The organism is Streptomyces sp. A0958 (assembly GCF_004795035.1).
In the GTDB taxonomy this organism is placed as follows: domain Bacteria; phylum Actinomycetota; class Actinomycetes; order Streptomycetales; family Streptomycetaceae; genus Streptomyces.
Genome location: NZ_SSBK01000015.1, coordinates 1 through 12738, shown reverse-complemented (window position 1 = coordinate 12738; position 12738 = coordinate 1). Strand labels below are relative to the sequence as shown.

The window sequence follows — 12738 nt, the reverse complement described above, 5'->3', positions numbered from 1 at the left end:
ATCGTCGTGGACTCCGGCAACCGCCCGTTCGTCCCGCCTCACGACCCCAGGATCGTCGTCAGGAACTCCCCCGTCCACGCCAGCAGTTCGCGTCCCACCACCGGCTTGCCGCCGATCTTGCCCGTCGTCGGGCGCGGGACCAGGATCTGGTGCAGGGCGGGCTTGATCACCGTCTTCGGGTACAGCCGCTTCAGCCGCAGCTCCTGCGACTCGCGCAGCTCCACCGGCGCGAACCGGATGTTCGGCCCCTGGAGCACGATGTCGCCGACCCCGCAGGCGCGGGCCAGCATGCGCAGGCCGGCCACCAGGAGGAGGTTCTCGACCGGCTCCGGGAGCTTGCCGTAGCGGTCGGTCAGCTCCTCGCGGACCGCCTTGATGTCGTCCTCCGAGGTCGCCGACGCGATGGCCCGGTACGCCTGGAGGCGCAGCCGCTCGCCGGGGGCGTAGTCGTGCGGGACGTGCGCGTCGACCGGGAGCTCGATCTTGACCTCCAGCGGCGGCTCCTCCTCCACGCCGCCCTCCAGGGACGCCCGGTAGTCCGCGACCGCCTCGCCCACCATGCGTACGTACAGGTCGAAGCCGACGCCCGCGATGTGGCCGGACTGCTCGCCGCCCAGGAGGTTGCCCGCGCCGCGGATCTCCAGGTCCTTCATGGCCACGTACATGCCCGCGCCCATCTCGGTGTGCTGGGCGATCGTGGCCAGGCGCTCGTGGGCGGTCTCCGTCAGGGGCTTCTCCGGGGGGTAGAGGAAGTAGGCGTAGCCACGGTCGCGGCCACGGCCTACGCGGCCGCGCAGCTGGTGGAGCTGGGAGAGGCCGAAGTTGTCGCCGCGTTCCACGATCAGGGTGTTGGCGTTGGAGATGTCGATGCCGGATTCCACGATCGTCGTGGAGACCAGCACGTCGAACTTCTTCTCCCAGAAGTCCACCACCACCTGCTCCAGGGCCTGTTCCGACATCTGGCCGTGTGCCGTGGCGATACGGGCCTCCGGGACGATCTCGCGGAGGCGGGCGGCGGCGCGGTCGATCGACTCGACCCGGTTGTGGATGTAGAACGCCTGGCCCTCGCGCAGCAGTTCACGCCGGATGGCGGCGCCGATCTGCTTCTCCTCGTACGGGCCGACGAAGGTGAGGACCGGGTGGCGCTCCTCCGGCGGGGTGGTGATGGTCGACATCTCGCGGATGCCGGTCACCGCCATTTCGAGCGTACGGGGGATGGGCGTCGCGGACATGGTCAGGACGTCCACGTTGGCGCGGAGCTTCTTCAGCTGCTCCTTGTGCTCGACGCCGAAGCGCTGCTCCTCGTCCACGATGACCAGGCCCAGGTCCTTGAACTTCGTCTCGGACGAGAAGAGGCGGTGGGTGCCGATGACCAGGTCGACCGAGCCCTCCCGGAGCCCTTCGAGGGTCGCCTTGGACTCGGAGTCCGACTGGAAGCGGCTCAGCGCCCGTACGTTGACGGGGAACTGGGAATAGCGCTCGGTGAACGTGCCGTAGTGCTGCTGGACCAGGAGCGTGGTGGGGACGAGGACGGCGACCTGCTTGCCGTCCTGGACCGCCTTGAACGCCGCCCGGACCGCGATCTCCGTCTTGCCGTAGCCGACGTCGCCGCAGATCAGCCGGTCCATGGGGACCGACTTCTCCATGTCCTCCTTGACCTCGGCGATCGTCGTGAGCTGGTCGGGCGTCTCCGCGTACGGGAAGGCGTCCTCCAGCTCGCGCTGCCAGGGCGTGTCCGGGCCGAAGACATGGCCGGGGGCCGCCATCCGGGCCGAGTACAGCTTGATCAGGTCGGCGGCGATCTCCTTGACGGCCTTCTTGGCGCGCGCCTTCGTCTTGGTCCAGTCGGCGCCGCCGAGCCGGTGCAGGGTCGGGGCCTCGCCGCCGACGTACTTGGTGACCTGCTCCAGCTGGTCCGTCGGGATGTACAGCCGGTCGCCGGGCTGGCCGCGCTTGGCGGGGGCGTACTCGACGAGCAGGTACTCGCGGGTGGCGCCCTGGACCGTGCGCTGCACCATCTCGATGTAGCGGCCCACGCCGTGCTGCTCGTGGACGATGTAGTCGCCCGTCTCCAGCGTCAGCGGGTCGATGGTCTTGCGGCGCCGGACCGGCATCCGGCCCAGGTCCTTGGTGGCGGTGCGCTGCCCGGTGAGGTCCGTCTCGGTGAGGACGGCGAGCTTCAGCCCGGGGTGGACGAAGCCGTGGTCGATGGCCCCGCAGGAGACGTGCACGACGGACGGGGAGATCTCCCCCAGGTCCGGGTCCAGCCGGGCCGCGATCCCCTCGCCGCCCAGCATCTCGACGGTACGGGAGGCGAGCCCCTGGCCCTCGGTGACGTACACCGTGCGCCAGCCGTCGGCCAGCCGGCCCTTGGTGTCGGCGAAGGCGCGCGCGGTGTCCCCCCGGTACGTCTCCGGAGCCTGCATCCCGAGCGCCAGCGTGTCCGCGTCCAGCTCCGCGTCGGCGGCGAACGGGGAGATCGACCACCACATCATGTTCAGGTCACGGGCCCGGTCGCGGACGTCCGCGATGCCCCGCAGCGAGGCCGCGCCGACATCGATCGGGGCCTCGCCGCCGCCCGCCGACGCCGCCCAGGACGCCTGCAGGAACTCCTGGCTGGTGGCGACCAGGTCGGCGGCCCGGGTCCGGACCCGCTCCGGGTCGCACACCACGGCCATCGCGCCCTCGGGCAGCACGTCGAGCAGCAGTTCCATGTCGTCCACGAGGACCGGGGCCAGGGACTCCATGCCCTCCACCGCGATGCCCTCGGCGATCTTGTGGAGGAGTTCGCCCAACTCGGGGTGGGCCTCGGCGAGCGCGGCGGCCCGCTCGCGCACCTGGTCGGTCAGCAGCAGCTCGCGGCAGGGCGGCGCCCACAGACCGTGCTCGGCGACCTCCAGCGACCGCTGGTCGGCGATCTTGAAGTAACGGATCTCCTCGACGTCGTCGCCCCAGAACTCCACCCGCAGGGGGTGCTCCTCGGTCGGCGGGAACACGTCCAGGATGCCGCCGCGCACCGCGAACTCGCCGCGCTTCTCGACCAGTTCGACCCGGGCGTACGCGGCTGCCGCCAGCGCCTCCACGATCTCCCCGAGGTCCGCGCTCTGCCCGGTCCGCAGCGATACGGGCTCCAGGTCGGCGAGCCCCTTGACCTGCGGCTGGAGCACGGAACGGATCGGCGCGACGACGACCGAGACCGGCCCGGTCTCCGGGTCGTCCACACGCGGGTGCGCGAGGCGCCGCAGCACGGCCAGCCGGCGGCCCACGGTGTCGGAGCGGGGCGACAGCCGCTCGTGCGGCAGGGTCTCCCAGGACGGGAACTCCGCGATCGTGTCCGGCGGCAGCATGGTGCGCAGCGCGGCCGCCAGGTCCTCCGCCTCCCGTCCGGTCGCGGTGACGGCGAGCACGGTCCGGCCGGTGTCCCGGGCCAGCGCCGCCACGGCGAAGGGCCGCGCGGCCGGTGGGCCCACCAGGTCGATGTGCATCCGGTGGCCGTCACCGGCGGCCTTCACCGCTTCGTCGAGCGCCGGGTCACGTACGACGACATCCAGCAGACCGTGCAGGCTCATGAAGGGCTTCCGTCCGGGTGGTGAGAGTGGGCTCTGACGGCCGGCTGCCGCCAGGGCGCGTCGCCTCGGCGACAACGCGAAGGGCCCGACACGTAGCACGGGCCGGGGTTCCAAGCGTACGACTCCGGACCGACAGCCGCTTGCGCGACAGGGGCCCCGGACGTGCCCCGGCTCCGCACGCGGTCCGGCCCCGGGGCGTTCGGAGGAACGCCCCGGGGCCGGAACCGTCAGTCCACGGGCGCCCGCCTCACCCGTCCGTGGCGATAGCGTTCAGGACGTTCATCCGGCCGGCCCGGAAGGCCGGGACCAGCGCGGCGAACAGGCCGACGAAGGCGGAGGCGACGAACACCGTGCCGATGGTCGGCCACGGGATCTCCAGGACCCCCAGGCCCTCCAGCGCAAGCAGCTTCTGGGCCGAGGTGCCCCAGCCCATGCCCAGGCCGAGGCCGAGCAGGGCGCCGAACAGGGCGATGACCACGGACTCCAGCCGGATCATCCGGCGCAGCTGGCGGCGGGAGAGGCCGATGGCGCGCATCAGGCCGATCTCACGGGTCCGCTCGACGACCGAGAGTGCCAGGGTGTTCACCACTCCGAGGACCGCGACGATGATCGCCAGGGCGAGCAGGCCGTACACGACGTTCAGGAGCTGGCCGATCTGGTCCTTCAGGTCCTGCTTGAAGTCGGCCTGGTTCTGCACCTTGTACTGCGGGTACTTCACGATCGCGGTCTTGAGCGCCGCGTAGGCCGCCTTCTCGTCGCCGTCCTTCGCCTTGGCGAACATCATCATGTTCTGCGGCATCTTGTCGGCCGAGACGTGCCGCTGGGCGGTCGCGATGCTCATGTACATCGCGCCCTGGTCGAGGCTCGTGTCGTCCGAGGTGATCGCCGCGACCTTCAGCTTCGCCTCGCCGCCCGACTTGAACGCGACGGTGATCGTGTCCCCGACCTTGATGTGGTGCGCGGTGGCGTAGTCGCTGCCGACCGACATGGCGTCCTTGCCGTACGCCTTCCCCAGATCACCGGAGAGGACCTCGCGCCGCACGTCCTGCTGGTACGTCGGGTCGGCCGCCGTGACGTGCTCGTCCTCCCTCTTGCCGTCGGGGCCGGTGAGCGAGGCGGAGAGGACCTTGTAGTGCGTGAGGTGGTCGATGCCGGGAGCGGCGGCCAGCGCCTCGGCGGCCTGCGGGACGATGAGCCGGCCGTTGGCCGACTGCACGATGAAGTCCGCGCCGACCGACTTGTCCAGCTCGTCGGTGGCCGAGGCGACCATGGAGGAGCCGACCACGGACAGGCAGGCCACCAGGGCCAGGCCGATCATCAGGGCCGCGCCGGTCGCGCCGGTGCGGCGCGGGTTGCGCAGCGCGTTGCGCTCGGCGAGGCGGCCGACCGGGCCGAAGAACCGCAGGAGTACGGCGCTGAGGGCCCGTACGACGACCCCGGCGAGCAGCGGGCCGATGATGATGAAGCCGATGAGGCTGAGGACCACGCCGAGCCCGAGGAAGGCGGAGCCGTCGCTCGCCTTGTCGACCTGCGTCGTCCACCACAGGGCCGCGACGCCGGCGCCGGTGACGACCAGGCCGATACCGGCCCTGACCCATCCGGACCTGGCGTCGGCCGGGGTTCCGGCGTCGCGCAGGGCGGCCATGGGCGAGACCTTGCCGGCCCGGCGGGCGGGGATGTAGGCGGCGAGGACGGTGACGATGACGCCGAGCGCGAGGCCGACCACCGGGGTCGTCCAGGAGATGGTGAGGTCCCCGGTGGACAGCTCCATGCCGATGGCGCCCATGACCTTCATCAGGCCGACGGCGAGCCCGATCCCGGCGCCGACGCCGAGGATCGATCCGATGACGCCCAGGAGCACCGCTTCCAGCAGCACCGACCGGTTGACCTGTTCGCGGCTGGAGCCGATGGCCCGCATCAACCCGATCTCGCGGGTCCGCTGGGCGACCAGCATCGAGAAGGTGTTGACGATCAGGAAGATGCCGACGAGGAAGGCGATCCCGGCGAAGCCGAGCATCGCGTACTTCATGACGTCGAGGAACGACCCCATGGAGTCCTTGTCGGCGTCGGCCGCCTCCTTCTGGGTCTGCAGCTTGTACGCGGCGGAGCCGTCGAGCGCCTTGGCCACGTTCTGCTTCAGCTGGGCGTCGCTGACGCCGGGTTCGGCGGTGACGGAGACGTGCGAGAAGACGTCGGGGCTGCCGAGCAGCTGCCGCTGGGCGGTGGCCGTGTCGAGGTAGACGATGGCAGCGCCCGGGTTGGTCACCTTGAAGGCGACGATGCCGGTGATCTTCCCCTTGATGTCGCCGGTGGCCGCGATGGTGCGCAGCTCGTCACCGATCTCGAGGTGGTGCTTGTCGGCGGTGTCGGCGTCGATCATGACCTCGGTCGGGCCGCGCGGGGCGTGGCCGGAGGTGATCTCCATGGACCGCAGGTCGTTCTGCGTCCAGCTGCCGGCGATGGTCGGGGCGCCGGTCTCGGAGCCCATGTTCTTGTTGTGGCTGTCCACGACGGTGACGGCCGAGCTGGAGACGCCGCCCTCAGCCTTCTTCACGCCTTCGGCCTTCTCGACCCGGGCGACGACGGAGGCGGGCAGCGATTCCGGCTTGCCGTTCTCGGGTATGTCGTCGACCTTGGCCTTCTTCGGGCTGACGGTGACATCGGCCGAGGTCGCGGCGAAGAGCTTGTCGAACGTGGTGTTCATGGTGTCGGTGAAGACGAGGGTTCCGCAGACGAACGCCACCGACAGCAGGACGGCGACGGCGGAGAGCGCCATGCGTCCCTTGTGCGCGAAGAAGTTGCGCATCGAGGTCTTCCAGACGGTCATGACGTCCGCCCGCGCGCGTCGAAGTCCTTCATGCGGTCCAGCACCTGGTCGGCGGTGGGGTTGTGCATCTCGTCGACGATGCGCCCGTCGGCGAGGTAGAGCACCCGGTCCGCGTAGGAGGCGGCGACCGGGTCGTGGGTGACCATGACGATGGTCTGGCCCAGCTCGTCCACGGACTTGCGCAGGAACGTCAGCACCTCGGCGCCGGCCCGCGAGTCCAGGTTCCCGGTCGGCTCGTCGCCGAAGATGATCTCCGGCTGGGCGGCGAGGGCCCGCGCCACCGCGACGCGCTGCTGCTGCCCGCCGGACAGCTGGGTCGGGCGGTGCTTGAGCCGGCCGGCCAGGCCCACGGTCTCCACGACCTGGTTCAGCCACCCGGCGTCCGGCTTGCGGCCCGCGATGTCCATCGGCAGCGTGATGTTCTCCAGCGCGTTGAGCGTCGGCAGGAGGTTGAACGCCTGGAAGATGAACCCGATGCGGTCGCGCCGCAGTTGGGTGAGCTTCTTGTCCTTGAGGCCGGTGATCTCGGTCTCGGCCAGGTGGATCTGACCGGACGTCACGGTGTCCAGACCGGCCAGGCAGTGCATCAGCGTCGACTTTCCGGAGCCGGACGGGCCCATGATCGCCGTGAACTGCCCACGGGCGATGTCCACGTCGACGTGGTCCAGCGCGACGACCCGGGTCTCCCCCGTCCCGTACGCCTTGACGACCTGCCGCGCCCGCGCAGCCACGGCCGTACGCCCTCCAGTGCCCCCGTGCCTGGGAATGGTTACAGCCGTTGTCACGGTTTTTCTCCTATGTCGGTCAGCGACGGCTCGTCGCCGTCTGCTGTGAAGTCTGCTGGCTGGAGGGGGTCCGGCGCGCTGGTGCCCGGCGCAGTCTTGCGGTGGGGTTTTCCCCACCCTGCCCCCTGCGGTCCGCCCGTCCGCGGTACCTCTGCGGCACCTCTGCGGTACGTCTGCGGTACGTCTGCGGTACGTCTGCGGTACGTCTGCGGTACGACAAACACGCTACGGAACGGAGTCGTGCGGGCACGTCCTCCGGCGGGACGATCACGCCCTGGCCCGGTGTAAGGAGCTACCCCTAGGGGGCTGGTCCCCTGGGTGGACGGGTCTCTCAGGGGCTGCACCCAGGGGCTCACACCCCTGGGCGGGGACCGGCCCGGTTGGCGGCGGTACGGGGGAACCCCGAGGGCCCCCCGACAGGCCCGGCGGGACCTCGATGCGGCGAGGAGACCGCGGATACGGGGGCGCCCCCGCCCGGGCCGCGTCGGAGAGGGGGCGGGGGGCGGGTTTCCCCGTCCTTCACCTGCATGGCCGGTCCCGGCCGCGGCGGGATCGCCGCCCCTCGTCGCCGATCTGGGGGGCCGGACGGGCGATGTGCGGTTGCGGGTGCGGACCGGATGCAGGGAGATGAAGAGGCGCAGGCACCTGCGCGCCGGACACGACGCCGACCGGGCTACGACGACCGCGGCGACACGCAGGGGCCCGTGCCACCGGCACGTCACCCGGAATCCGGCAGACCACAGAGAAGAAAAGGAACAGAAGACATGCGACACACCGCAGCCACTCTCAGCCTCACCGCCGCACTCCTCCTGGCCCCCGCCGCACCCGCCCTCGCCCAGACCGGCACCGCACAGGCGGGCATCTCCGTCGCTGCCGCGCCCACCCCGACCAACGAGCCCAACATGACCGACGACAAGGACGACAGCAGCGGTGGCTGGGGCCTGTGGGGCCTCGTCGGCCTCCTGGGTCTGGCCGGCCTGATCCCGCGCAAGAAGAAGGAGAACAACGTCCCGCGCACCCGCGGCACCGGCCCGGCCGCCGGCCCCACCAGCGGCTCGCACCCCACGGACCCGCGCGCCTGACGCAGACGGCCCCTTGGCCCGCCGCCCGCAGCACCGCGCAGGCATCGGCCGGCACAACAGCCGCATCCTCCGCTCGCACGGCGAGCTGCCGCGGTGCGGTAACGCCCCGGCACCCGGGCCACTGCTTCCACGGGTCGATCAGTGCATCCGGTAGCCAGGCAGGTGCCTTCACCGGACCGGAACGCGAACTGCCCGGTGCCGGCCCCCGCGGAGGCCGGCACCGGGCAGTGGCCGGGTAGGGACCGGGTCAGCTCCTGACCGTGGCCACCTCGGACGGGGCGGCCGCTTCGGCCTTCTCACCGGTGGCGGAGCGGCGTACCGCCGGGATGAACGCCGAGATCGCGACCGCGATCAGGGCGACGCCGCAGCCGAAGATCAGGCCCATGCGGAATCCGGCCTCGGAGGTGAAGGTGAAGCCGCCCGCCTCGGTGGTCATCTGGGCGAGGACCGCGCCGATCACGGCGGCGCCGATCGAGGTGCCGAGGGCGCGCATGAGGGTGTTGAAGCCGTTGGCGGCGGCCGTCTCGGAGGCCGGGACCGCGCTCATGATGAGGGCGGGCATCGCACCGTAGGCGAGGCCGACGCCGCTGCTGCTGACCATGAGGAACACCATCAGGCCCCAGGCGGAGCCCATCAGCAGGATGCCGAGGCCGTAGGCGGCCGCGATGACCAGGACGCCGCTGATCAGCGTGAACTTCGGGCCGCGGGCGTCGGTGAGCTTCCCGCCGAGCGGGGAGACGATCATCATCATGATGCCGCCGGGGGCCATCCACAGACCGGCCTGGAGCATCGACTGGCCGAGCCCGTAGCCGGTGGCCTCGGGGAACTGGAGGAGCTGCGGCGCGATCAGCATGCCTGCGTACATGCCGAAGCCGACGAAGAGCGACGCCAGGTTGGTGATGAGCACCCGGGGGCGGGCGGTGGTGCGCAGGTCGACCAGCGGATCGGTGGTCCGCAGCTCCCAGAAGCCCCAGGCCACGAGCACCACGACGGCGGCGGCGAACAGGCCGATGACCGTCGTGGACGCCCAGCCCCAGTCGGCGCCCTTGGAGACGGCGAGGAGCAGGCAGACCAGGCCGGCGGCCAGGCCGAGGGCGCCGGGCACGTCGAAGCGCTGCCCCTTGGCGGCGGCCGGGACGTCCGGGATGAGGAACCAGATCAGCGCGAAGATGGTGAGGGCCAGCGCGGCGGAACCCCAGAACAGCACCCGCCAGTTCGCGTACTGGGCGACCGCGGAGGCGATCGGCAGGCCGAGGGCGCCGCCGATGCCGAGGGAGGCGCTGACCAGGGCGATGGACGAGCTCATCTTCTCCGCGGGCACCACGTCACGCAGCAGGGCGATGCCGAGCGGCACCATGCCCATGCCCATGCCCTGGAGGCCGCGCCCGACGATCATGGGGACCACGGTGGACGAGAGCGCGCAGACCACCGAACCCACGATCAGCGGGACCGCGCAGACGAGCAGCATCCGCCGCTTGCCCAGCAGGTCGCCCAGCCGGCCGGAGACCGGCACGCACACCGCGGAGACCAGCAGGGTGGCGGTGATCACCCACGCCGCGTTGGAGGAGGTGGTGTCGAGGATCTTGGGCAGCTCCGCGATGAGAGGCGTGACCAGGGTCTGCATGATCGCTGCCACGGTGCCGGCGAAGGCCAGCGTGGCGACGACGCCGCCTGACCTCGCTGTCGGCTGGGGGGCATCCATGAGGTGGGACTCCTTGAGGGGTGGGGTCGTGGTCCCGCCTACCGGGACAGCGACGTGCATCGTACATGCTCAATGCGTCATACACATTATGTGCCCCATACACACTCCATGCGAGAATGGACCCGCCACCCGGAACCCGCCGTTCCACCGACCCCCGGCGCAGAAGGCAGGAGGCCGCAGACATGCCCAGGCCCACAGAAGAGGTGGAGTACGAGCAGATGCTGCTCGGCCGCCACAGCCTCGCCGATCACCGGGGCGGGCGCCACAAGTACGCCCTCCTGGACCGGAGCGCGTACATCCTGCTGAGCCGCCTGCGTGTCCAGGGCCCCATGTCCAACGGCGAACTGAGCGACGCCTTCGGCCTCGACGCCTCCACCCTCAACCGCCAGACCGCCGCCGTGACCCGGGCCGGGCTCGCCGAACGCATCGCCGACCCCGACGGCGGCATGGCCCGCAAGTTCCGCATCACCGACGAGGGCACGAAGCTCCTCGACGCGGAACGCGAACGCGTCGTCCGGTCCCTGGACCAGGTCATGCACGACTGGCCGGACGACGACATCGCCGCCTTCGCCGGCTACCTCAAGCGTTTCAACACCAGCATCGAGGGACTCTCCAAGCGCCCCTGGCCCCGCCCTTGACCCGTCCCCCTCCCGAGGAGGCGGTCAGTCCTGCCCCGGGGAGACCCGCCCGGTGAGCGCCGCGAGCGAGCTGCGTACGTGCGCCATGTGCGCCCGGACCTCCTCGCGGCCCTCCTCGTGCTCCCGCAGAATCCGCTCGGTCTCCCGCACCACCCGCTCCTCACGCATCCGCGCCCCGGCGATCAGCTCGGCCGCCCGCGCCTCCGCGTCCTCCTGCCCGTGCCGCGCGGCCTCCTCCGCCTCGGCACGGAGCCGCCGCGCCTCGGCGAGACCGGCCTGCGCCCGCTCCAGCAGCTCGGCGTGGGTCGCCTCCTGCGCCGCCTCCGCGGCCGCCATCTCCCCCTCCGCCGCCGCCCACCGTTCCGCGTGCTCCTGCTCCTGATGCGCCAGCACACTCGCCGTACGGCTGCGGGTCGCCGCCATCGCGGCCTCCGCCTCCTCGCGCAGCCCGGCCGCCTCCAGCCGGGCAGCCTCCAGCGCCTCCCCGGCGGCACTCTCCGCAGCGGCCACCACCTCATCGGCCCGGCCCACCGCCGCCGCCCGCACCGCCGCCGCGTCCGCGCGCGCCGACTCCCGCAGGGCCCGCGCCGCCGCGTCCGCCTCGTCCCACACCGCCTGCGCCTCGTCCTGCGCGGCGCCCCGCACCGACTGCGCCTCCTCCTCCGCCAGCGCCAGAATCCGCTGCGCCCGCTCCCCCAGCGACGCGTAGTCCTGCGGTGCCAGCCGGGCGACGGCCTCGTCCAGCCGGGCCGACTCCGCCGCCAGCCGCTCCGCCAGCTCCGTCAGCCGCGCCACCCCCGCCGCGGCCTCGTCCCGCTCCGCGGACAGCGCGGCCACCGCACGGTCCACCTGCTCCGGGCGGTACCCACGACCCCGTACGCCGGTGAAGCCGTGCGCGGACACCGGTGCAGAACTCATCCTTGACGCCTCTTTCCGATCTTCCCGGCTCCGGGAACGGACCATCGAGCAATACGTCAAGGATGCGGCAATTGGTCAAGAAGTCTGAATCAATGAGGCGCTTTCCGGACGGAAGCGACCGGCATCACAAACAGCGAAGGCGTGGTGCCCCGGCCCCCGAAAGGGACCGGGGCACCACGCCCGCCGTACCGAACGGTCAGATCAGCCCGTCCCACATCTGCTCCAGGAGCACCGACCACCAGCTCTCCGGCGACGCCAGCGCCGCCGCGTCCAGCGCCACCAGCTGCGCCTGGAAGTCCACCGTCCAGCGCCCCGCCTGCTCCGGGTTCAGGCCGTAGCGCAGCCGCCACATCCGGCCCAGCAGCGCCATGCAGCGCGTGAACTCCGGCAGCCCCGTGTTCACGAACTGCGGCGGCACCGGCGCACCACCCGGGCCCGCCTCAACCGGCACGGCCACGATGTGCGCCGTCCCGTACTGCACACAGATCGCCCGGCCGAAGTCCGAACCCATCACCAGGTACGCCCCCGCGTCCGACGCCGGCTGCACCTGCCGCTGCGCGGCCAGCTCCGCCAGCGTCGGCACCACCGGCTGACCCGGCTGCGCCCAGAAGAACGGCCCGAAGTCGGCGGGCAGACCCGCCCACACCAGCGTCCGCGCCACGATCTCCGGCACACCCTGACGGGACACCGCACGCTGATCGAAACGCAGCACACCCTGCGGACCGAACGTCTGAAGCATCTCCTCCGCGATCGCCTCCGGCGGCACCGGCGGCGCCGGCTGCATCTGCGGCAGCGGCGCCCGCACCGGGGCCGGCCTCGCCGGGCCGTCCGCCACCTGGTGCAACTCGCCCTGGTGCGTCAGCAGATGCTGCATGCCCTGCTGCCGGCTGGCGTGGTCCGTGCCGTACGGGGCGACGCTCGTGATCCGCACCTGCGGCCAGGTCTCCCGGATCATCCGCGCACAGTAACCACCGGGCAGCTCACACGACTCCAGCTCCGTGTGCAACTCGATGACCTGCTGCGGAGGCACGTTCATCGCCCGCAGCTCGTGCAGCATCTGCCACTCCGGGTGCGGCGTACCGGGCGCCGAGCGGCGGATCAGCTGCTGCTCGCTGCCGTCCGGCGCCCGGTAGCGCAGCACCGCCTGGTAGCCCGGACCAACGGTCGGCTGACCGGTCGGCGGCGCCTGCGGATAGCCGTACGCCGGCGGCGGGGTG

The 12738-nt window shown here is 71.6% G+C and carries 8 protein-coding genes; 2 read left to right on the top strand and 6 right to left on the bottom strand.

Going from position 1 to position 12738, the window contains the following annotated elements; genetic code table 11:
* Positions 1–38 precede the first annotated feature (38 nt).
* The 3 genes from mfd to E6P78_RS16945 form a co-directional block, all read right to left on the bottom strand.
* Complete coding sequence (mfd, locus tag E6P78_RS16955) at positions 39–3569, bottom strand: transcription-repair coupling factor (protein ID WP_136204434.1); 3531 nt, start codon at positions 3567–3569, stop codon at positions 39–41.
* Positions 3570–3816: 247 nt separating this feature from the next.
* Positions 3817–6396: an ABC transporter permease gene (locus tag E6P78_RS16950; protein ID WP_136204433.1), complete on the bottom strand. Its 2580-nt coding sequence runs from the start codon at positions 6394–6396 to the stop codon at positions 3817–3819.
* Complete coding sequence (locus E6P78_RS16945) at positions 6393–7181, bottom strand: ABC transporter ATP-binding protein (protein ID WP_136204432.1); 789 nt, start codon at positions 7179–7181, stop codon at positions 6393–6395. The genes E6P78_RS16950 and E6P78_RS16945 overlap by 4 nt, the downstream gene beginning before the upstream one ends.
* A 764-nt stretch (positions 7182–7945) precedes the next feature.
* On the opposite strand from E6P78_RS16945, the gene E6P78_RS16940 reads away from it, so the two are divergent.
* On the top strand, positions 7946–8263 hold the full coding sequence (locus E6P78_RS16940; protein ID WP_136204431.1) for a WGxxGxxG family protein: 318 nt from the start codon (positions 7946–7948) through the stop codon (positions 8261–8263).
* Positions 8264–8510: 247 nt separating this feature from the next.
* Here the strand turns inward: E6P78_RS16940 and E6P78_RS16935 are convergent, their stop codons facing one another.
* Positions 8511–9965, bottom strand: coding sequence for an MFS transporter (locus E6P78_RS16935; protein ID WP_136204430.1), 1455 nt, complete (start codon positions 9963–9965; stop codon positions 8511–8513).
* A gap of 182 nt (positions 9966–10147) precedes the next feature.
* On the opposite strand from E6P78_RS16935, the gene E6P78_RS16930 reads away from it, so the two are divergent.
* On the top strand, positions 10148–10603 hold the full coding sequence (locus E6P78_RS16930) for a MarR family transcriptional regulator (RefSeq protein WP_136204429.1): 456 nt from the start codon (positions 10148–10150) through the stop codon (positions 10601–10603).
* A 24-nt stretch (positions 10604–10627) separates the two neighbouring features.
* Here the strand turns inward: E6P78_RS16930 and E6P78_RS16925 are convergent, their stop codons facing one another.
* Together E6P78_RS16925 and E6P78_RS16920 are read right to left on the bottom strand one after the other, a co-directional pair.
* Entirely contained in the window at positions 10628–11521 is an 894-nt protein-coding gene (locus E6P78_RS16925) for a cellulose-binding protein (protein WP_168712638.1), read from the bottom strand.
* Between the two features lie 196 nt (positions 11522–11717).
* Positions 11718–12738: SUKH-4 family immunity protein (locus E6P78_RS16920; RefSeq protein ID WP_206307826.1), on the bottom strand; the 1021-nt coding region annotated here is incomplete at its 5' end.

Coding starts and splice junctions, on each gene's coding strand:
- mfd (WP_136204434.1), bottom strand. CDS start 3,569: ATGAGCCTGCACGGTCTGCTGGATGTCGTCGTACGTGACCCGGCGCTC.
- E6P78_RS16950 (WP_136204433.1), bottom strand. CDS start 6,396: ATGACCGTCTGGAAGACCTCGATGCGCAACTTCTTCGCGCACAAGGGA.
- E6P78_RS16940 (WP_136204431.1), top strand. CDS start 7,946: ATGCGACACACCGCAGCCACTCTCAGCCTCACCGCCGCACTCCTCCTG.
- E6P78_RS16935 (WP_136204430.1), bottom strand. CDS start 9,965: ATGGATGCCCCCCAGCCGACAGCGAGGTCAGGCGGCGTCGTCGCCACG.
- E6P78_RS16930 (WP_136204429.1), top strand. CDS start 10,148: ATGCCCAGGCCCACAGAAGAGGTGGAGTACGAGCAGATGCTGCTCGGC.
- E6P78_RS16925 (WP_168712638.1), bottom strand. CDS start 11,521: ATGAGTTCTGCACCGGTGTCCGCGCACGGCTTCACCGGCGTACGGGGT.